The organism is Paraburkholderia guartelaensis, from assembly GCF_004353905.1.
Taxonomy (GTDB): Bacteria; Pseudomonadota; Gammaproteobacteria; order Burkholderiales; family Burkholderiaceae; genus Paraburkholderia; species Paraburkholderia guartelaensis.
This window is the reverse complement of record NZ_SMOD01000009.1, coordinates 179428-200152: the sequence shown is the minus strand read 5'-3', so window position 1 is coordinate 200152 and position 20725 is coordinate 179428. Positions and strand designations below refer to the sequence as shown.

19 protein-coding genes and 1 pseudogene are annotated in these 20725 nt (G+C 67.0%); 3 read left to right on the top strand and 17 right to left on the bottom strand.

All coding sequences use genetic code 11. The features are described 5' to 3' along the window. Positions 1-6: 6 nt before the first annotated feature. The 8 genes from E1N52_RS14240 to E1N52_RS14205 form a co-directional block, all read right to left on the bottom strand. Complete coding sequence (locus E1N52_RS14240; RefSeq protein ID WP_133183401.1) at positions 7-1206, bottom strand: flagellar basal body P-ring protein FlgI; 1200 nt, start codon at positions 1204-1206, stop codon at positions 7-9. Then, positions 1200-1931, bottom strand: a complete 732-nt coding sequence (locus tag E1N52_RS14235; protein ID WP_425468063.1) for a flagellar basal body L-ring protein FlgH — start codon at positions 1929-1931, stop codon at positions 1200-1202. The genes E1N52_RS14240 and E1N52_RS14235 overlap by 7 nt, the downstream gene beginning before the upstream one ends. A gap of 14 nt (positions 1932-1945) precedes the next feature. Further along, on the bottom strand, positions 1946-2734 hold the full coding sequence (gene flgG / locus E1N52_RS14230; protein ID WP_133183399.1) for a flagellar basal-body rod protein FlgG: 789 nt from the start codon (positions 2732-2734) through the stop codon (positions 1946-1948). A 65-nt stretch (positions 2735-2799) separates the two neighbouring features. After that, positions 2800-3558, bottom strand: a complete 759-nt coding sequence (gene flgF / locus E1N52_RS14225; protein WP_133183398.1) for a flagellar basal-body rod protein FlgF — start codon at positions 3556-3558, stop codon at positions 2800-2802. 27 nt (positions 3559-3585) lie between these two features. Further along, on the bottom strand, positions 3586-4824 hold the full coding sequence (gene flgE / locus E1N52_RS14220; RefSeq protein WP_133183397.1) for a flagellar hook protein FlgE: 1239 nt from the start codon (positions 4822-4824) through the stop codon (positions 3586-3588). Between the two features lie 26 nt (positions 4825-4850). Then, a complete protein-coding gene (locus E1N52_RS14215) occupies positions 4851-5498 on the bottom strand; it encodes a flagellar hook assembly protein FlgD (RefSeq protein WP_133183477.1) in 648 nt (215 codons plus the stop codon). A 209-nt stretch (positions 5499-5707) separates the two neighbouring features. Continuing rightward, complete coding sequence (gene flgC / locus E1N52_RS14210; protein WP_133183396.1) at positions 5708-6133, bottom strand: flagellar basal body rod protein FlgC; 426 nt, start codon at positions 6131-6133, stop codon at positions 5708-5710. 93 nt (positions 6134-6226) lie between these two features. Further along, the gene (locus tag E1N52_RS14205; RefSeq protein ID WP_133183395.1) at positions 6227-6742 is read right to left on the bottom strand and encodes a flagellar basal body protein; all 516 of its coding nucleotides are present in this window, start codon (positions 6740-6742) and stop codon (positions 6227-6229) included. A gap of 247 nt (positions 6743-6989) precedes the next feature. On the opposite strand from E1N52_RS14205, the gene flgA reads away from it, so the two are divergent. The 3 genes from flgA to E1N52_RS14190 all read left to right on the top strand — a co-directional run bounded on the left by flgA (position 6990) and on the right by E1N52_RS14190 (position 9310). Then, the gene (gene flgA, locus E1N52_RS14200; protein ID WP_133183394.1) at positions 6990-8282 is read left to right on the top strand and encodes a flagellar basal body P-ring formation chaperone FlgA; all 1293 of its coding nucleotides are present in this window, start codon (positions 6990-6992) and stop codon (positions 8280-8282) included. Between the two features lie 180 nt (positions 8283-8462). Next, a complete protein-coding gene (gene flgM, locus E1N52_RS14195) occupies positions 8463-8816 on the top strand; it encodes a flagellar biosynthesis anti-sigma factor FlgM (RefSeq protein WP_133183393.1) in 354 nt (117 codons plus the stop codon). Positions 8817-8866: 50 nt separating this feature from the next. Then, positions 8867-9310 (top strand): flagella synthesis protein FlgN, encoded by a 444-nt coding sequence (locus E1N52_RS14190; RefSeq protein WP_133183392.1) that lies wholly within the window; start codon positions 8867-8869, stop codon positions 9308-9310. 173 nt (positions 9311-9483) lie between these two features. On the opposite strand, the gene E1N52_RS14185 is transcribed toward E1N52_RS14190, so the two are convergent. From E1N52_RS14185 to cheY, 9 genes and pseudogenes are all read right to left on the bottom strand, one after another. After that, entirely contained in the window at positions 9484-10215 is a 732-nt protein-coding gene (locus E1N52_RS14185; RefSeq protein WP_028203358.1) for an RNA polymerase sigma factor FliA, read from the bottom strand. 355 nt (positions 10216-10570) lie between these two features. Then, positions 10571-11353 (bottom strand): annotated as a pseudogene (locus E1N52_RS14180) (MinD/ParA family ATP-binding protein); the annotation flags it as partial. Next, on the bottom strand, positions 11346-13382 hold the full coding sequence (gene flhF / locus E1N52_RS14175; protein WP_133183390.1) for a flagellar biosynthesis GTPase FlhF: 2037 nt from the start codon (positions 13380-13382) through the stop codon (positions 11346-11348). The gene flhF and the pseudogene E1N52_RS14180, both read right to left, overlap by 8 nt. 296 nt (positions 13383-13678) lie before the next feature. Continuing rightward, positions 13679-15778, bottom strand: a complete 2100-nt coding sequence (gene flhA, locus E1N52_RS14170; protein ID WP_133183389.1) for a flagellar biosynthesis protein FlhA — start codon at positions 15776-15778, stop codon at positions 13679-13681. Further along, complete coding sequence (gene flhB, locus E1N52_RS14165; RefSeq protein ID WP_133183388.1) at positions 15775-17106, bottom strand: flagellar biosynthesis protein FlhB; 1332 nt, start codon at positions 17104-17106, stop codon at positions 15775-15777. Before flhB ends, flhA begins: the two co-directional genes overlap by 4 nt. Before the next feature lie 242 nt (positions 17107-17348). After that, positions 17349-18635, bottom strand: coding sequence for a DUF3443 domain-containing protein (locus E1N52_RS14160; RefSeq protein ID WP_246089058.1), 1287 nt, complete (start codon positions 18633-18635; stop codon positions 17349-17351). Between the two features lie 16 nt (positions 18636-18651). Beyond that, entirely contained in the window at positions 18652-19248 is a 597-nt protein-coding gene (locus tag E1N52_RS14155) for a DUF2844 domain-containing protein (protein WP_425468060.1), read from the bottom strand. A 215-nt stretch (positions 19249-19463) separates the two neighbouring features. Then, complete coding sequence (cheZ, locus tag E1N52_RS14150) at positions 19464-20120, bottom strand: protein phosphatase CheZ (RefSeq protein WP_165979386.1); 657 nt, start codon at positions 20118-20120, stop codon at positions 19464-19466. Positions 20121-20250: 130 nt separating this feature from the next. Further along, complete coding sequence (cheY, locus tag E1N52_RS14145) at positions 20251-20646, bottom strand: chemotaxis response regulator CheY (RefSeq protein ID WP_028203354.1); 396 nt, start codon at positions 20644-20646, stop codon at positions 20251-20253. Between the last annotated feature and the right edge of the window lie 79 nt (positions 20647-20725).

Below are 20725 nucleotides of genomic sequence, written 5' to 3'. Positions count from 1 at the left end.
CACCCCTTAGATGATCTCGAGGTCGGCGCGCAATGCACCCGCCGCCTTCATCGCCTGCAGGATCGACATCAGATCCGCCGGCGTGGCGCCCAGCGCGTTGAGCGCCTTCACGACCTCGGCGAGATTGGCGCCCGCCGTGACGAGCTTGAGCGATCCGTTGTCCTGCTTCAGCTGGATCTGCGACTGGCGCGTCGCCACTGTCTGGCCGTTGGAGAACGCGCCGGGCTGGCTTACCGCCGTCTGCGTGTTCACGACGACCGAGAGATTACCGTGCGCGACCGCGCAGCTCTCGAGCGTCACCATCTGGTTCATGACGATCGAGCCGGTGCGCGCGTTCAGGATCACCTTCGCGGCCGGCGTGGCCGGATTCACGTTGAGGTCCTGGATCTGCGCGATGAAGCCCACCTGCGAGCCCGGATCGGCCGGCCCGTGCACCTGGATCGTGCGGCCATCGAGCGGCGAGGCCGTGCCCGGGCCGAACATGTTGTTGACGGCCGAGACGATGCGCTGCGTCGTGTCGTAGTCCATGTCGTTGACGGTCAGCGTGAGCAGACCGCCTTGCTGCGAGACCGGCGAGATCACCGAGCGCTCGATGATCGCGCCGCCCGAGATGCGGCCGGCGGCGAGCTGGTTCACCTGCACCTTGCTGCCGTTGGCCGAGGCGCCCGCGCCGCCCACGGCCACGTTGCCCTGCGCGAGCGCGTAGACCTGGCCGTCGGCACCCTTGAGCGGCGTGAGCAGCAGCGTGCCGCCGCGAATGCTCTTGGCATTGGCGAGCGAAGACACCGTGACGTCGATCTGCTCGCCCGGCCGCGCGAACGGCGGCAACACCGCCGTCACCATCACCGCGGCGACGTTCTTCAGCTGCATGTTGTTGAGCGTCGACGAGGAACCCGACGAGCTCGACGTGTTGTTGATCGAGATGCCGAGGTTCGCGAGCATGTTCGCGAGCGTCTGCGTCGTGAACGGCGCCTGGGTCGTCTGGTCGCCGGTGCCGTCGAGACCCACCACGAGGCCGTAGCCGATGAGCGGGTTGTCGCGCACGCCCTGGAAGGTCGCGAGGTCTTTCACGCGCTCGGCGCGTGCCGGCGTCGCGTAGGCGACGAGTGCACCGCAGGCCAGCACGAAGCCGAATGCCACGCCGATTGCGGCGAGCACGTCCTTCACGCGCGAGCGGCGCGAACGATGGAAGCGGATCTTCACCATGGCGCGATGTTCAGGAAAAAGCGTTGCAGCCAGCCCATCGTCTCGGCTTCGTCGATCACGCCCTTGGCGGAGTATTCGATCTTCGCGTCGGCGACGTCGGTCGAGAGCACGGAGTTGTCTCCGGCAACAGTGTTCGGATTGACGACGCCGGAAAAGCGCACGAATTCATTGCCCTGGTTGATGAGCATCTGCTTCTCGCCGGAGACGACGAGATTGCCGTTGGGCAGCACGTTCGTCACGGTCACGGTGATGACGCCCGTGAACGTGTTCGAGGCGTTCGCGCCGCCCGTGGCGTCGAACTGGTTCGCGCCCGTCGTATTCAGGTTCGCGCGGTTGAAGAAGCCCGGCAGGAAGTTCGCGGTGCCCGAGAAGCTCGCGCTGGTGCCGCGCTTGGTGGCCGCGCCCGACGACTTGGTCGCGTTGATGTTTTCGGAGATGACGATCGTGAGGATGTCGCCGGTATTGCGCGGACGCTGGTCCTCGAAGAGCGGCCGTCCCGCGTAGCCGGGGTTGTAAATCGCGCCCGGCGAGTTGTTCACAGGCGGCGGGGGCGGCACGGCCGTCATGGGCTGCTGCGTGATCGGCTGCCGGTTGGGAATGTAGGCGCAGCCCGCCAGCATCGCGAGCGCCACAGCCGCCACGAGCGCCCGGGAATTGCCCGGGTGCCGCGCGCGGATGCGAGGATGGTTTCGAACGGACTGCGACATATTCTTCACCGACTTGATTAACCAGGGAGACCTCAGACCTGCATCTGGCTGAGGGTTTGCAGCATCTGGTCAGAAGTGGTGACCGCCTTGCTGTTGATTTCGTAGGCGCGCTGCGTCTCGATCATGTTCACGAGTTCTTGCACGACGTTCACGTTCGACGATTCCACGTAGCCCTGGTTGAGCGTGCCCGAACCGTTCTGGCCCGGCGTGGAAACCGTGGGCGCGCCCGACGAAGCCGTTTCCGACACGAGGTTCTGCCCGTTCGACTGCAGGCCGGCCGGGTTGATGAACATGGCGAGCTGCAGCGTGCCGATGGTCGTGTTGTTGGCCGTGCCCGGCGTCGTGACCGTCACCACGCCGTCGCTGCCGATGGTGAGCGAGGTCGCGTTGGCGGGCACCGTGATGGCCGGCATCACCTGGTAGCCGCTTGCCGTCACGAGCTGGCCTTGTGCGTTGGTCTGGAACGAGCCGTCGCGCGTGTAGGCCGTCGTGCCGTCGGGCATCTGCACCTGGAAGAAGCCCGCGCCGTTGATCGCCACGTCCTTCGAGTTGCCGGTCTGCTGCAGGTTGCCCTGCGTGTAGAGACGCTCGGTCGCCACCTGCTGCACGCCCGTGCCCACCTGGCTGCCCGAAGGCAGTTCGGTTTGCTGGGTCGAGTTCGCACCCGGCTGGCGCAGCGTCTGGTACATGAGGTCCTCGAACACCGCGCGCGAGCCCTTGAAGCCATTGGTGCTCACGTTCGCGAGGTTGTTCGAGATCACGTCCATCTGCGCCTGCTGGGCGTTCATGCCGGTGGCGGCGATGTAGAGCGATCGGTTCACGGTGTCTTTCTCCCGGTCCGGCCTCGCGCGCGGCGCGAGGCGGCCTTCATTTAACTTGAAATGGCTTAGCTGAAGTTGAGCAGCTGGTTCGCGCTCTGCTCGTTCTGGTCAGCGTTCTGGAGCAGCTTGGTCTGCATCTGGAACTGGCGCGCGTTGGTGATCATCGAGACCATCGCCGCCACCGGGTTCACGTTGCTGCCTTCGAGCGACTCGGTTGCGACCTGGACGGTCTGGTCCGCGTCGGCGGGGTTGCCGTCCGACGTGTGGAAAAGGCCGTCGTCACCGCGCGTGAGCGCGCCTGCCGGCGGGTTGACGAACTTGATCTGGTCGATCATGGCGATCGCGTTGGCGGGGCTGCCCGGCGCGATGGCCGAAACCGTGCCGTCCTTGCCGATCGTGATCGCCGAGCCCGGCGGCACCGCGATCGGGCCGCCGCCGCCGATCACCTGCAGGTTGTTGGCCGTGACGAGCTGGCCGTTTTCATCGACGTGCAGGTTGCCCGCACGCGTATAGGCCTCGTTGCCGTCGGCCGTCTGCACGGCCATGAAACCCTGGCCCTGAATGGCGATGTCGAGCGGGTTGCCGGTATGCGAGATCGCACCGGGCGTCATGTCCGAGCCAGGCGTCGCCGAGAGCACGTAGGTGCGCGTGGTCTGGTCGTTCACCGTCGAGCCGTCGCCGAACGACATCGGCACGGCGCGAAAGTTGGCGAGCTGCGCGCGAAAGCCCGTGGTCGAGACGTTCGCGAGGTTGTTCGCGACGACGGCCTGCTGCTCGAGCGCCTGGCTCGCGCCCGTCATCGCGGTATAGATCAGTCGGTCCATGGTGTGCCCGGTACGTGGTTAGACGCGTTACATCTGCAGCAGCGTCTGGTCGACGGTCTGCTGCGTCTTGATGGTCTGCGCGTTCGCCTGGTAGTTGCGCTGGGCCGTAATCAGGTCGACGAGCTGGTTCGTCAGGTCGACGTTCGACGCTTCGAGCGCGCCGCCCGTGAGCGTGCCGTGGTTCGTGCTGCCCGGCGTGGAGACCTGCGCGACGCCCGATGCCGCCGTTTGCTGGAACTGGTTGCCGCCCAGGTTCAGGAGACCGTTCGGGTTGTTGAAGTTGGCGAGCACGATCTGACCGAGCGACATGGTCTGGCCGTTCGAGTAATTGCCGGTGATGGTGCCGTCCGCGCCGATCGAGAAGTTCGAGAGCGTGCCGCTCGCGTAGCCGTCCTGGGCGAGGTTGTTCACGCCGTTGGCCGAGCCGTACTGCGTCGTGCCCGCGAGGTCGAGCGTCAGCGACTGGGGCGTCGTGGAGCCGTCCGTCGGGTTAATGCTGAAGGTGAGCGACGTGGTGCCGTTGGTCGTTGCCGTGCCCGAGGCCGTGATGCTCTGCAGCGCGCCCGACGAGCTGAACTGCGCCGTGCCGATCTTCGTCACCGAGCCGGCCTGGCCCGCATAGACGTCCCACTGGCCGCTCGTTGCATCCTTCGCGAAATACATGTTGACCGTCTGGGTGCCGCCGAGCGTGTCGTAGGCCGTGACCGACGTCGAATACGTGTAGCTCGTCGAGTCGGTTTCGCTGAAGGTCGTGGTGGTCGGCGTCGTGGCCTGTGCGTTCAGGTTCAGCTGCGCCGTGATGTTCTTGGTCGCAACCGGCGCGATGTTGGTGGTCGGCACCTGCAGCGGCACGGTCTGCGCGGTGTTGATCACGCCGGTCGAACTGGCGGCGTAGCCCATCAGGTCATTGCCCGAGGCGTCGGTGATATAGCCGTTCTTGTCGAGCTGGAACACGCCGTTACGCGAGTACGTGATCGTGCCGTTGTTCGACATCTGGTAGAAGCCGTTGCCGTTGATGGCGACGTTCAGCGCCTGGCCCGTCGTGCTGATCGTGCCCTGCGCGAAGTCCTGCTGCACCGTTTGCAGCGAGGCGCCGAGGCCGATCTGGTTGCCCACCGACGTCGCGATGGTGTTCGCGTACACGTCGGCGAACTGCGCCGTGCTCTGCTTGAAGCCGACGGTGTTCGCGTTGGCGATGTTGTTGCCGATCACGTCGAGGTCGTTCGACGACGCGGCGAGGCCGCTCAATCCTTGCTGGTAGCCCATGGTTGTCTACTCCGCGTTTATCGTGTTCAGAGAATGGCGCCGACGCTCGTAAGCGCGACGGTCTTGCCGTTGGCGAGCGAGAGGCTCGGGGTGCCGTCCGACTTCTGGACCACGCCTTGCACCTGGCTCGCGACGAGCGCGGTTGCCGTGGCGGACTGGCCGTTGGTCGTCGCGGTCGCGCTGATCGTGTAGGTGCCGTCGGCAACCGTGTTGCCCGAGCTGTCCTTGCCGTTCCAGGTGACCGGCACGGTGCCGGCCGACTGCGCGCCGAGGTCGAGGGTGTTGACGACCTGGCCCGCCGAGTTGGTGATCGTGAGCTTCACGTCCGAGACCGCCGAAGGCAGCGTCACGCCGAGCTGCGGCGCGCTGCCGCTCGACACGGTGGCGCTGCTGCCCGGGGCGAGCACGGTCGAGCCGATCAGCAGTGCGGCCTGCGCGTTCTGGCCCGCCGAAAGCTGCGTGGAAAGCGACGACAGCGACGTGTTCAGCTGCTGGATGCCCGACACCGTGTTGATCTGGGCGAGCTGCGAGGTCATCTGCGAGCTGTCCATCGGATTGGTCGGATCCTGGTTCTGCAGCTGCGCGACGAGCATCTGCAGGAACGTGGACTGCAGGTCGCTCGCGCTCGTGCCGCTCGACGACGCCGACGACGAACTCGAGCTCGTGCCGTTCATGGTGTCGAGCAGCTGCTGCGACACGGTGGCGGTGCTGCCGCCGATGGTTGTGTTGCTGGAACTCAACGCGTTCTCCCTCGATTGCGCTTCGTGCTAGGCGTGTGGTGGTGGCGGGCGCTGCTTCCGCTGCTTCGTTTCGCGCCCGCTGGTCTCTGTATGTACTGCAGTGTCCGTACTGACTGCGGCTTGCTGTGCTTCAGGTTCCCGCTTTACGTTCCGATCGTGAGCGTCTTGAGCATCAGCGTCTTGGCCGTGTTCAGCGTTTCGACGTTGGCCTGGTACGAGCGCGACGCCGAGATCATGTTCACCATCTCCTGCACCGGGTCGACGTTCGGCATCGTCACGTAGCCGTCCGCGTTGGCGGAGGGATTGTCGGGGTCGTAGGTCTGTTTCATGGGCGTGGGGTCGTCCACCACGCCGGTCACCCTGACGCCGCCCACCTGCTGGCCCGAGGCCGTGCGCGCGCCGCCGAGCGGATTCACCGCGAACACGACCTGCTTCGCCTTGTACGGCTGGCCGTCGGGGCCGGTCGTGCTGTCGGCGTTGGCGAGATTGGACGCCGTCACGTTCAGACGCTGCGATTCCGCCGTCATGGCGGAGCCCGCAACGCTGAAGATGTTCATCAGGGATGGCATGGTTTCGTTGACCTCACATCAGGTGCGCGTCACGCGCGCGTTGGTCGTTCATGGCTTCGTTACTGCGTTTTCCGGCTGCGCTACAAGCGGCGATCAGCTCGAACCCGAGGTGATCGCGGAGAGCATCGTCTTGATCTGCTGCGAGACCACCGTCATGCCCGACTCGAAGTGCAGCGCGTTGTCCGCGAACTGCACGCGTTCGGTGTCGAGATCGACCGTGTTGCCGTCGAGCGCGGGCTGCACCGGCGTGCGGTACATGAGCTGGCTCTTGTACGTATCGGCCGGGCCGCCCGTCGGGATCAGCTTCGCGTCGCCGGCCATGTGGCCCGACTCCGTCGCCGCCATCTGCATGCCGCTCGTCACGCCCGCGGGCTGCGCCATGGCAAGCGGCTGGACGTTGCCGCCCGAGGTGGCCGTCATGCCCACGGTGCCGCCGGCGCCCTGCTGGCGCAGCGCACCGGCGAGCGACGCCGCGAAGTCCACGTCGCGCGCCTGGTAACCCGGCGTGTCGGCGTTCGCGATGTTCGAAGAGATCAATGCCTGCCGCGTGGCGCGCACATCGAGCGCTTCGCGACCAAAGGCGAATTCGGCATCGAGTTTGTCCAGCATCGGGCGTTCTCCGTGAAACGAAAAAGGATTCGGCGTGAGCGCGGCGGGCTCGCCAAAAGGCGGGGAAGCCGACGCAAACGTTAGGCGCGCGGTCCGAAGGCCTTTGCGCATGGAGTGGAATATTAGGCGGGGGTGGCAAGAACCAATCGGACGAATAGCCGGTAAAGCGCCCCTCTATTCGACGCAAGCGCGCGGGGGCCGCCGCCTAGAATGCGAGGCGTGTCAATGCATTCGATGGAGAACGACGATGCCGCAGACTGCCTCTTTCCCTAGGCCGCACGCCGGCCTGGAGCGGCGTGCGCGCGCGCTGTCGTGGAGCGCGTCCTGGACGTGCGTGCTTGCCTGCGCCCTTGGCGGCGCGCTCGCCCACGCACAAACCGCGGCGCAGCCCGAAAGCGCCGGCGGCCAGATATTTATTGCGGGCCCCGGCGACCGCGCAGGCTCCGACGCCGCGCAGATGAACGCGCTGCTCGCGAGCCAGGCGAAGAAGCCCGCCGCGGCCCCGGCCAGCAGTGCCCCCCCCACTGACGCCGCGCCGCTGCGCGCGGCCAGCTACGCCGATCTGAATTCGCGCGGCGTGCCCGAGGATGCGCGCGCGGGCGTCGACTCGAACGGCATGATCACGATTCCGGGTCCCGGCGAGCGAGCGCCCCAAGGCGACGCGCCGCGCATCGTCACGATTCCCGCACCGGGCGCGAGCGCCCAGCCGATGCGCGTGCCGGCGGCCAACGCGAACAACGCGGGCACGCTCCAGCGCGTGAACCTGTCGAGCGCCGCGAGCCGCGTCGCCCCGGTGGTCGTGGACGCCGGCGCGGCGGCGCTCGCGGGCGCGAAGCCGGTTGCAAGCGCAAGCACGAGCGCGCAGCCGAATCCCAATACCAGCGCCGTCGCCACGAACGTGCAGGCCACGCCGCCCGGCCAGCAGGACGGAGAATCGATCCGCGCCGCCGCGCTCGCCTTCCTGCAGCAGCAGTCGGCGGGCTTGCCGGGCCACGTGAGCATCACGGTCGCGCCGGTGTTTCCGCGCGGCCTCGCGGCCTGCACTTCGCTCGAGCCGTTCGTGCCGCCGGGCGCGCGCACGTACGGGCACACGACCGTGGGCGTGCGCTGCATCGGCGCGAAGCCGTGGACGCTCTATGTGAGCGCGCGCGTTGCCGTGGACGTGACCTACTACGTGGCCTCGCGCCAGATCGGCGCGGGCGAAGCCCTTTCGGCCGCCGATTTCATGCCGCGCGCGGGCGACCTCGCGACCCTGCCGCAGACCATCATCACCGATCCCAACCAGGCGACGGGCGCCGTCGCGCTCGCGCGCATTTCGGCGGGACTGCCGCTGCGCACCGACATGCTGCGCAGCGCCGCCTCGGTGGTCATCGGACAGACGGTCAAGGTGATCGCCGTGGGCAGCAACTTCACGATCTCCGCCGAGGGCAGCGCGCTGAACAACGCCGAACCCGGCCAGCAGGTGCGCGTGCGCACGAGCGGCGGCCAGATCATCTCGGGCGTGGTCAAGGACGCGGGTACCGTGCAGGTGCAAATCTAGGGCCGGTAAACGCTGGTAAGGGCCGGATCAGGGTGTGTTGAGCCCCGTCCGGCGGACCGATCCGGCCGTTTCCGGCTTTGTGCGCCAGCACACGTAACAGCATGTAACGGTGGGATTTTCGGCTAAAGTTCGGCCCGACCTATGCCGTTATCAAGGTCAAATCGATCAGGAAAGCCCATCGTGAAAGTTGACTCCTCCACCCGCAATGATGCGCGCACGCTGCAGGATGGCCTCGCGCGCTCGCAAGCCGATTCGACCGGCGTAAGCGCCGCCGGTACCGACACCGCGGCCACCTCCGGCGCGGCAAGCAGCACGACCGCCGCAGCTCAAGGCGGCGCGAACGTGAGCCTCTCGTCGCTCTCGTCGACGATGCGCTCGCTCGCTGCGAGCGGCTCCGCCGACATCGACACGGCACACGTGCAGTCGATCAAGGACGCGATCCGCAACGGCACGCTGCAGATCGACTCCGGCAAGATCGCCGACGGCGTGATCCAGACCGCGCGCGACCTCATGAAGCCGACGTCGAGCCACTGACGCTCGATGCGCGAGCGCCGCGCAAACCTCGCTTTTTTTGGTGCCTTGCAATGAAAGATGCCCTGTTGGCCACACTGATCGACGAACACGCCACGGTCGAGGCGTTCGCGTCGCTGCTCGCCTATGAAGAAAAGGCGCTCGTGTCGGCCGACGGCATGGAGGCGCTGCCGCAGATCGTCGAGCAGAAGACGACGCTCACGCAGCGACTGGCGGGTCTCGAGAAAGCGCGCGATGCGCAACTGGCCGGCCTCGGTCTGCCCGGCGGCCGCAAAGGTATCGAAATGGCCTGCGACGGCGACACGCGTCTTGCAAGCCAGTGGGCGCTGCTCAAGGGGTCGACCGAGCGTGCGCGCCGCAAGAATCTCACTATCGGCATGATGATCCGCACGCGCATGGAACATAACCGCCGCGCGCTCGCGATCCTGCGCGGCGAAACGGGCAACGGCTCGATGCTGTACGGCCCCGATGGCCGGCTGCCGGCGTTCGGGCTGTAAGCGCGCACGCACATCGTTCGCCAAAGACAAAAGCCGAAGCAGCGATGCTTCGGCTTTTTTGTTTGCGCGGGCCCAGCCCATCAACAAAAAAGCCGGAGCGCTCTCGCACCCCGGCTCTTTCACTGCAACTGCACTCCGGCTCGCGCTCGCAACCACGCGGACCGGCTAGCGCCTCAATTCTCCTGGCCGGCCCACGACATCTCGCGCAGCCGCGTGCGCAGTCGCGCCACCGCCTGGCTGTGCAGCTGGCACACGCGCGACTCGCTCACCTCCATCACCGCGCCGATTTCGCGCAGGTTCATGCCGCGCTCGTAATAGAGCGACATGAGCAGCTTCTCGCGCTCGGGCAGCCGATCGATCGCTTCGACGAGCGCGCCGCGCAGGCTGTCGTCTAGCAGCGCCGAAAGCGGATCCGAATGATCGACGCAGTAGCGGTCGAGGAACGGTTCGTCCTCGGCGGAGCGGTCGAAGTCTTCGTAGTAGATGAGCTGGCTGCCGTGCAGTTCCTGCAGCATGCTCTGATACTCGTCGAGCGGCATGCTCAGATGCTCGGCGATCTCCGTCTCGCTCGCCGAGCGACCGAGCCGCTGCTCCACCTTGTGCACCGCGCTTTCCACTTCACGCGAGGTGCGGCGCAGGCTGCGCGGCAGCCAGTCGTTGCTGCGCAGCTCGTCGAGCATCGCGCCGCGAATGCGCTGGCTCGCGTAGGTCTCGAACTGCGCGCCCTGATCTTCCTTGTAGCGGTTGGCCGCGTCGAGCAGGCCGATCATGCCGGCCTGGATCAGGTCGTCGAGGTCTACGCTCGCTGGCATCTTGGCGACGAGCTGCAAGCCGAGCCGTCTTACGAGCGGCGCGTACTTCGCGAGCACGTCGGCCTGCGAAATCTTTCCTTGAGCGTTATACATCGTGCTCTCCACTTCTCATGTCCCTGTTGGCGTCGTCGTGCGCACGTCAGACGTGCTGCGGCGACGTCCGCTGCGCGGGCGTATCGGTCCGCCAGCCCACATGGGCCGCGGCGGACGCGGATGTTGCGTTGGGTGCGGGATGCACACCCGTCACGGCCGCAACGAACGAATCGGCGTTCGCGGCGAGCGTGCTGTGTGCGGCGTTTGTTGCATGCGTAGCGTGTGGCTGGACGCCGGCCTGGGGCGCGCCGTCCAGATCGTCGGCGGGTGCTTGGCCCGCCGCTTCATGTTCTTCGTCCGTGGCGCCGAACGCCGCGCTGGCGCGCGCCGTGGCCGGCGAACACGCCGAGACCGCGGGTCGCATTGGCCAGTGCGGCAATTCGGCAGCCACGTGGCGGAAATCGCGCGCGGCAGCCGTCGACGGAAACGCATCGACGATGCAGCGTGCAAGCCTGAGCGCCTGCGCCATGTGCTGATCGGCAGCGACGCTACCGGCGCTTTCGAGTGACACGTTCAGGTAGCGGCTCGCCACCCCGGCGAGGTTCTCGATCGCGGTCTGCGCGTCGCTTGCGTTCGCCACATGATTCGCGAGTACGCGAAACTGAGCGATTGCATGCGCGAAGTGCAGCCGTTTCATGCACGCGTAGGCGTCCGTGATCGACTGCGCACCGATGCGCATCACGATCAGCACGTCGTGCGCATGCATGGCGAGCGGCGAAAGCGCGCCTTCGGCGTCGAGCTGCGCATCGATCAGTACGATGTCAGCGGGGCCCGAAATGACCTTTTGCAGCTGGGCGGACGTGTACTGCGCGCGGTTGTCGCGCGAAGCGGCCAGCACGCCGAAACCGAGCGCATGGCGGCCCACGGCTTCGTCGAGCGTGCGCTCGCCGCGCATGACGGCGGCGAAGTTGCCTGCGCCCCGCACACCGCCTACCAGCGAACAGACCGAGCGGGGTCCCAGACACTCGTCGATCACGAGCACGTCCTTGCCATGCGCGGTGAGCGCCGCCGCGAGATTGACCACGGTGGTCGTGCGTCCCGGCGAACCTGCACCGCCCGTCACCGCGACCACACGCGAGCCTTCGCGCGCGAGCAGCCGCCTCAGCCCTTCAGCCTGATCGATTACGAACTTATCCAAACCTGACCTCGGGAGCCTGCGAATTCGTACGCGTCGAAAGTGCCGACAGCAGCGCCGGGATATCGTCTTCGTGCGGCACGAACGGCGAACTCTCTCGCGGAATGCAGAAGGCGCTGCGGATCAGGAAGCGGCGCGTCGCCACGTAAAGGTTCTCGGGAACCTTCTGGCCCGTCGAGACGTAATGCACCGGCAGCTTGTAGCGCAGCACGGTGTCGAGCGCGCTGCCGAGGTTGGTGGCCTCGTCGAGCTTGGTGAGGATGCAGCCCGTGAGCGGCGCGTTGTCCGGGCCGCTCTGGTAGGCCTGCACGACTTCGTTGAGCGTGTCGCCGTGGTTGGTCGCCGAGAGCAGCAGAAGGCGCTGCACCGGGCGGCCCGCGCCGCACAGCATGGCGATCTGGTCGGCCACGGCGCGGTCGCGCTGGCTCATGCCGATCGTGTCGATCAGCACGATGTGCTTGTTCTTGAGTTCGGTGAGCGCGAGCTGGAGATCCGCGCCGTCGCGCACCGCGTGCACCGAAACGCCGAGGATCTTGCCGAAGATGCGCAGTTGCTCGTGGCCGCCGATACGGTAGCTGTCGGTCGTGAGAAGCGCGACCTTGCTCGCGCCGAAGCGCATCACGCAGCGTGCGGCGAGCTTCGCCGTGGTCGTGGTCTTGCCCACGCCCGTCGGGCCCATCAGCGCGAACACGCCGCCGCGCTCCATCAGCGCTTCTTCGTCTTCGAGCACGGGCAGGTTCGATTCGAGCACCGACTGGAGCCACTCCATGCCGGCCTCTTCGGTTTGCACGTCGGGCAGGCGGTCGATCATCATCTTCACGAGCTGCGCCGAGAAGCCCGCGGCGAACAGCTGCTTGGTGAGCGCGCCCTGCACCGGGCTGCGGCGCTGGCGCTCGCCCCACAGGAGGCCCGCGAACTGCTCTTCCATCATGCCGCGCATGGAGGCCAACTCGTTCATCACGGTTTCGTTGACGACCTGCTCGATGCGCGCGCGGATCGCTTCGCTCACGGTTTGCGCCGCATCGCCGCCCTGCGCATTGCGGCTGCCGGGCGCGGGGCCCGCGGCTTCCGGACCGTGGCCAAGGCGCTGCGCGGCGCGGCGCGCGGCGACATGAGCGGCCTCGAGCGCCCAGTCGGGCGTGCTGGCGTCGACATCAGGCGGCAGCACCGGATCGGCGACGCTGCCAAGGCCGCGTGCGGCTGCGGCGGCGGGCGTCATGCCCGGCACGCGCGGCGCGTTCTGCTGGTTCGCGATGCGGCGGGCGTGGTCGATCAGCCAGGGGTTCGACTCGGCCATCGTGCGCGGCGCGTCGCTTGCCGGGTTGCCGGCTGCCTGTTCGAGCCGCGCTGCGGCTTCGCGTGCGGCGGCCGGGGCGTTCGCGGCCGGCGCCATCGACGCAAACGATGGCGCAAAGGCCGGCGAGGCGAGCGACTCGGTCGCGGCCTGCAGCGCCATTTGCAGCGGCGAATGCGCATGCGGAACGGCTTGTTGCGATTGTTGCGATTGCGCCGCCTGCATCGCGGCCTGCTGGCCTGCCGCGGCGCGTGAAGACGGCGAAAGCGGCGCGATGGCGGCCGACACGGCCGACGCTTCCTGGCCGAGCGAGACGGCGGCGTCGGCGGCGTGGTCGCCATCGGCATCGGCGTCGGCGCTCGCGCCGCCATTTTCGGCGCCCACTTCCGGGCTCGCGCCGAACACCGACGAGAACACGTCCGGCATGCCGCTCGCGTAGGGGTTGGCGCTGCTGACCGGGGCGGGGAGCGCTGCGCGCGGCGTGCGCGACATTTGCGTCATCGCGGCGGAGGCCTGCGCGAACGGGGCGCCTTGGCCAGCCTGGGCAGCCAGGCCCTGCGCTGCGGCAGCATCGGCCGGCGTGATCGCCGCGAGATCGCGGTCTGCGAGCGCGACGATCTCAACGCTGCCGTCGTCGAGCGTGCGGTTCGACAGAACGACGGCGTCCGCACCCAACGCTTCGCGTACGAGCCGTAACGCGTCGCGGCTGGTGCCACCGATGAATTTGCGAATGTTCAAGCTAAGCCCCTGATGAGGTGAGCGGCCAATGCCGCCGCCGGTCGTCTGTTGCTGGAATGGCGCTGGATTGCTACCGGCCTTGCGTCCTGTGCAAGACCTTTTCCGATGTTGGAATTATTTCGAAGGTGAGGCCCCCATGATCGATGGATCAGGGCGGAGAAATGCGGGCAATTCGCGGAATCGGTGGCGGGGGTGCGCGCAGGCAAAAATTACGCGTAGAAAGGCTCGCACGCGGCTCGGCTAACGAAAAAGCCCGCAAGACGCGGGCTTTTTCTCATTCAGGTACGGCAGCGCGATCAGTGCGCCCCGATCACATTCACCACCTTCACGTTGCGCGTATCCGGCACCTCGGCGTATGAAAGCACCTTGAGCTGCGGCAGGCTGCGGCGCAGGAAGCGCGACAGCATGGGCCGCAGCGCGTGCTGCACGAGCATCACCGGCGCGAGACCCAGCGCCTGCTGACGCCCCATCGCCTGCTCGGTCTGCGTGAGCAGCGTGTGCGCGAGACCAGGTTCGAGGCCGGGGTTCGGGCCCGAGGTGAGCGTCTGCGAAAGCACGCGCTCGAGGTTCGCGTCGAGGCCCATCACCTGCATGTCGGCGTTGCCGGGGAACCATTGCTGCGTAATCGCGCGGCCGAGCGCGATGCGCACCGCCGCCGTCAGATCGTGGGCGTCGGTGATGCGCGGCGTGTGCTCCGCGAGCGATTCCATGATCGTGCGCATGTCGCGGATCGGCACGCCTTCTTCCAGCAGGTTCTGCAGCACCTTCTGCAGCGTCGTGACCGGCAGCACCTTCGGCACGAGGTCGTCCACGAGCGAAGGCGTGTCCTTCTGCACGCGCTCGAGCAGCGCCTGCACTTCGCGGCGCCCAAGCAGCTCGGCCGCGTGCGTGACGACGAGGTGATTCAGGTGCGTCGCCACCACCGTGCTCGAATCGACCACGGTGTAGCCGAACACCTGCGCCTGCTCGCGCACGTTCGAATCGATCCACACGGCCGGCAGGCCGAAAGCGGGGTCCATAGTTGGCGTGCCGGGCAGCACCGCGCTCACCTGGCCCGGGTTGATCGCAAGCCACTGGCCCGGGTAGGCCTCGCCCGTGCCCACTTCCACGCCCTTCAGCGCAATCCGGTAGGCGTTGGGGCGCAGCTCCAGGTTGTCGCGAATATGGATGACGGGGGGCAAAAAGCCGATTTCCTGCGCGAACTTCTTGCGGATGCTCTTGATGCGCTTGAGCAGCTCGCCGTCGGTGTTCTTGTCGACGAGCGGAATGATGCGGTAGCCCACTTCGAGGCCGAGCGTGTCGATGAGCGCCACGTCGTCCCAGGTCGCTTCGGTGTTTTCGACGGGTGCAAGCGCGGCGGGCGCGGCGTCGGCGATCACGGCGCTCGCCTTCTTCGCCTCGGCGTTCTTCTTGAGCGTGCGGCCGAGCTGGATCGCACCGCCGCCGAGCAGCAGAAACGCGAAGTGCGGCATGCCCGGAATCAGGCCCATCATGACGATGATCGTGCCCGTGATCATCAGCACGCGCGGGTTCGTGAAGAGCTGGCCGGTGAGCTGCGTGCCGATGTCTTCGTTGGTCGCCACGCGCGAGACGATCACGCCGGCCGCCGTCGAGATGACGAGCGACGGAATCTGCGCGACGAGGCCGTCACCGATGGTGAGCAGCGTGTAGGTCTCGCCTGCCGAAGCGAGCGGCATGCCGTGCTGCACGACACCCACGATCAGGCCGCCCACGATGTTGATCACCATGATCAACAGGCCGGCGATGGCGTCGCCGCGCACGAACTTGCTCGCACCGTCCATCGAGCCGTAGAACTCGGCTTCCTGGGCAATCTCGCTGCGGCGCTTGCGGGCCGCTTCTTCGTTGATGAGGCCCGCGTTCAGGTCGGCGTCGATCGCCATCTGCTTGCCGGGCATCGCATCGAGCGTGAAGCGCGCGGACACTTCGGCGATACGGCCCGCGCCCTTCGTGATCACCATGAAGTTGATGACCATGAGGATCACGAATACCACGATACCCACGGCGAAGTTGCCGCCCACGAGGAAGTGGCCGAACGACTCGATCACCTGGCCAGCGGCCCCCGGGCCGGTATGGCCTTCGAGCAGCACGATACGCGTGGAAGCCACGTTCAGCGAGAGCCGCAGGAGCGTGGAGAACAGCAGCACGCTCGGGAAGGCCGCGAAGTCGAGCGGCTTCATGGTGTACATGCTGACGAGCAGCACCATCACCGAAAGCGCGATGTTGAAGGTGAACAGCAGATCCAGCAGGAACGGCGGCAACGGCAGGATCATCATGCCGAGGATCATGCAGATCAGGATCGGTCCCGCCAGCGCGCGCAGATTCGTGCTTTGCAGCATCTCCGGGCGCCGCGCGAGGAAACCGGTGCGGGCGTTCATTCTGTTGCTCCTTCAGTGCCGTCGCGCGCCGTGTTCTTGTCGGCGCGGCCAACGGTGTTCGATGCGTTGTTTGCGTTCGCCGCGTTCGCTGCGTTCGTGGAATTTGCCGCGTTCGCGCGACTGGCGGCCTCGGCGGCCGCGCGCTCCTCGGGGGTGAGGGCTTCGTCGGCTTCGCTGGCTTCGTCTTCGTCGCTCATCGCGCCCTTGTCCATTTCGGGCGGCACTTCGAGGTCGGTCGGCTCCATCGGCACGTCGCCGCCATGCTCGCGGAAGCGCTTGAGCTGATAGACCCACGCGAGCACCTGGGCGACCGCGCCGTAGAGCGGACCCGGAATTTCGCGGTTGATGTCGACGTTGTAATACAGCGCGCGGGCGAGCGGCGGCGCTTCGAGCAGCGGCACGTTGTTCTCGGTCGCGATCTCGCGGATGCGCGCGGCCACGAGGTTCACGCCCTTGGCGACGACCTTCGGCGCGCGCATCTCGCCGTCGGCGTACTTGAGCGCGACGGCGAAGTGCGTCGGGTTGGTCACGACCACGTCGGCCTTGGGCACCTGGGTCATCATGCGGCGGCGCGCGGCGGCGCGCTGCTGCTGGCGAATGCGCCCCTTCACGTGCGGGTCGCCTTCGTTTTCCTTGTGCTCGCGCTTCACTTCTTCCTTGGTCATGCGCAGCTTGCGGTAGTACGACCAGAGCTGGTACGGCACGTCGAGCGCGGCGACCACAAACATGCCGGCGACCGTCATGCCGCAGCACACGCCGATCAGATGCATCGCATCGGCGAACGCGCGCGGCGCGGGCTGCATCGCAAGCCCGAGAATCTCGTCGCGCCGGCTCCACAGCGCCGATCCGCCGATCACGCCCACGACGAGCGTCTTGGCGAGCGACATGCCGAGCTGGATCGGCCCGTTCACGGAGAAGATCCGCCCGAGACCCGACATCGGATTGAGGCGGCCGAAGTTCGGCTGCAGCGCCTTCGTGGAGATGAGCCAGCCGCCGAGCGCCATGGGCGCGAGCAACGCGGCGAGCCCCGTGAGCGCGAGCACCGGCATGAGCGCCATGAGCCCCTCGCGCGCGGCGACGCCCGCGCCGATCAGCATGCGGCTCGTTTCGAACGCGCTCGCGTGATTGAACGTGAAGGCGCCGCGCATCATGGCCTGCAGATGCTCGCCGATGGTGCCGGAGAGCATCCACGTGCCATAAAAGCCCGCCGAGAGCAGCGCGAACGTCGCCAGTTCCCGGGAACGCGGAACCTGCCCCTCCTCCCGCGCCTTTTCGAGGCGCTTGGGAGTGGCGGATTCGGTTTTCTCGAGGTCGCTGTCCTCAGCCACGCATGCTCCGGTCGCGGGCACGCGCCGCTCGTCGCGGCTGCGCGGCTGGCGCGCGCCCTTTTTCAGTGACAGCGATTATTGCCGCGCAAGCCAAGCACCGATTGACGGAGTAGGAAGGGGAAATCAGGGTATTTCGGCCGATGGAAACGGAGCGGCATCATCGGCGAGCGCCGGCGCGCGATGCGCACACGCGCTCGCGCGCCGCAAATTTCACGGCAAGCGCCCCCGAAACGCCCGCAGCCTCAGAACGCGACGTACGGCGCTTTGCCCCCGGACGCGGTCATGTCCATGCCGTAGTACACGTAGCGGCCATAGAAGAACGACAACCCCAGGTCGAGCGCCGCCGACGACCCAAACTGCCCGGCCAGGTTGTTGGCCGCATAGTTGGAGCCGCTGCCGAGCAGCATGCTGCCGTTCGCGACATTGAAGGTCGCGGTACCCGTCGACGCGCCGTTATTGGAAACGAGCGCCGCGCTGAAGGACTGCGTGGACGACGGACAGTAGAACGTGCCGAGATTGCCGCCGCACTGCGGCAGGGCACTGTCGACGAAGAAGATCGCGTTCGAACCCGAGTCGAGGAAGGTCTGGAGCGTGCGCCCGTTGAACGTGGAACTGAGCCTGCCCCACGAGTCCGTGTTGAAACTTTGCGAGGCGTTCATCGCGTTGTTCGACTGCGTGCCGATGCCGAACACGAGCGTGCCCGTTGCGCTGGGCGCGCCGTTATCGGACACAGGCGCCATCTCCAGGATCACGCCGTTGCCGTCCGTGCCGAATTTGGGCACGGGGTTGGCCACGAGCTGGGTTTGCGTGACCGTTGCGGTGACGCAGTTCGTGTTGCCGGGGCAGGAGTAGTAAGCGCCGATGTTGTCATAAGGCGCGACGCCGATGCCGAGAATGCCGTTGGCGCCCAAGTCCTGCACCGTGTTCTGCGCGTTGCCAAAACCGGCGCACGCCGACGGCACCGAGCCCAGGTCGCCGATCACCTGGATCGGAATATTGGATGCCGTCTCGCCGCCGATCTTGACGTCGGCAGGACGCACGGTGCCCCACGTGTAACCGTCGGCGAAGGCCGTGCATTCGGCGAGCGTGCCGCCATTGGCCGTGGAGGCGGGCAGCGAGCCCAACAGGTTCGGCAGCGCCGACGCGAGCAGGCGCAGGCCGAACGACGCCGTATCCACCTGCACGTTGTTGACGGTCTCGCAGGTGCTCGTGCCGGCCACGCAAACCGTCACGCTAACGGTGGGAATGTTGGGCAGCGTGCCGGTCAGCCCGCTGTTCACAACGACGCCCACGGTATTCGCGGCGGTAGCCGCGGTGGGCTGCTGCGTGGGACTGGGAACCGCTGAGCCGCCGCTGCCACTGCTACCGCTCGAACTGCTGCTGTTGCTATTGCTATTGTTGCTGCCGCCCCCGCCTCCGCAGGCGGCGACGAGCGAAACCAGGGCCACGAGCGCGGCGCTCGAAAGGAAACGGAAAGGGCGCAGCCACAAGCTGCGCGAATGGCGTGAAGTCAGCACTGAAGTCAGCACGTTGGGCCTCCGCTCGTCACTGGATGTCGGAGGCGCTGAAGCCCGCAGGCAGTGCCTGCGGCAGCCATGCCTGCCCGGAGAAGGCGCCCATGTGGCCGCCCGAATGCACAACGACGTTCGAATTTTCGACCACGCCCGGCCCGCGCACGTGACCGGCGGCGTGGCTCGCCTTCACGCCAGCCGTGTATTGGGGAAAGTAGCTGCCCAGCAGCGTGGCGAGATTGGGCATCTGCGGGCCGTCCCAGGCGACGCCGAATACGGTGCCGGCCTGCGTGAGGTACTCGCGCACGATGGTGCCGTTGGCGAGCGTGGTCTGTTGAACGGTGTAGGCGGGAGTCGTGGAAGCGCCGGAGGCCGAGCCTTGCACGGCTGCGCGCGCAGCGGCGGAGGCGTTGCCGGCCGCGGCTGCCGCCGAAGCGGCGCTCAGGGTGCTGACGCTCGCGCCCGCCGGCGTGGGCATGGGCGCGCCGCCGAGCGCGGCGTGAGCCACAGGCGCCGCGAGCAGCGCGCAAAGCAGTGAGCCGACAAGCACTGCGCCAGGTGCGCAGCCGGGTATGGCGCGGCGCGCAAACGAGCGCGCCGCCTTGCCACAGAACGATGTGTATGGATACAAGGCGTCCCCTCCCTCTTGCGATGGCGCGTTGCACCATACGCTGTCGGGGCCGCGCGGGAACGTCGCGGCGGGACGCAGCAGGACGGGCAACGGCTGGCTATGCTTCGTTGCACCACCGCGACACTCGTCGCGGCGGGGCACGAAGGCATGAGCACTAGTATGCCCGCCTTGGACTACATGCGGCAGCTAACCGAACGATTAGCTACCGTTAGGGGTCAGAACCCGAGACTTGCGAGCAGATCGTCGACCTGCGCCTGGTCCTGCACGACGTCGGTCTTGCCTTCCGGATTGATCTGCGGGCCGTTGAGCAGACCTTCGGGGCTGCCCGTGCTGCTCTGCGTCTCCGCGAGCGCCGCCGCCGTTGCCGCGAACTGCTCGCGCCGCTCTGGCGCGATGTTCTCGACCAGCACGGTGAGCAACTGCTGCTCGATCAGATAGACCACATCCATGATCTTCTTGATCACCTGGCCCGTCAGGTCCTGGAAGTCCTGAGCGAGCATGATCGCGAGGAGCTGCTCGTTGGTCGCCGCGGTGGCTTGCGGCACGCCATCCACGAAGGCGCGCGTGTCGTCCATCAGCTGGCGCACTTCCGCGCGTCCGATCGGCGCGTCGTACCAGGTCGCCCAGCGGCTCGTCAGCTCCTTCGCGTCGCGTTCGAGCGTTTCCTGCAACGGCTTGGCGATGTCGATCGCGGTCAGCACACGCTCGGCGGCCTGCTCGGTCATGTTCGCGACATAGCGCAGCCGGTCGCGCGCGTCGGGCACCGCCTCGGCGGCGCGCTCCACATGCTTGTCGAGGCCGAGTTCGCGCATCGAGTCGCGCAGGCTGCGCGTCAAGTGTCCGATGCGCGCGAGGATGCGGTCCGTCGCCAGCTCGCCGGCCTCGCCCGCGGCGGGCGGCTCGAAGTCGAATTCGGGCGGCTGCGGGAGCGGCTCGACGCCCTCGCCTTCGGGCCACTCACCGCCATGAGCGCTGGACTGCTCACTGATGGGCTCGTTCACGTCAGCTCCCCGTCTTGGCCATCTTCTCGAGAATCTTGTTGAGCTTCTCGTCGAGCGTGGCAGCCGTGAACGGCTTCACCACATAGCCGCTCGCGCCAGCCTGCGCCGCCGCGATGATGTTTTCCTTCTTCGACTCCGCCGTCACCATCAGCACCGGCAGGTGCGTCAGGTTCGCGTCGGCGCGGATCTCCTTGAGCATGGCGAGACCGTCGAGGTTCGGCATGTTCCAGTCGGAGATCACGAACTCGTAGTTGCCGCCGCGCAGGCGGGCGAGGCCCGCTGCACCGTCTTCGGCTTCGTCGACGTTCGAGTAGCCCAGTTCCTTGAGCAGGTTGCGGACAATCCGGCGCATCGTCGGAAAATCGTCCACCACCAGAATCTTCATTCCCTTATCCATCACGTTCCATTCCTCCAGGCGAAAACCCGGGCAATTATCCAGAGAAGCGCACCGCCTATCCAGATAAATTAATCGCGAG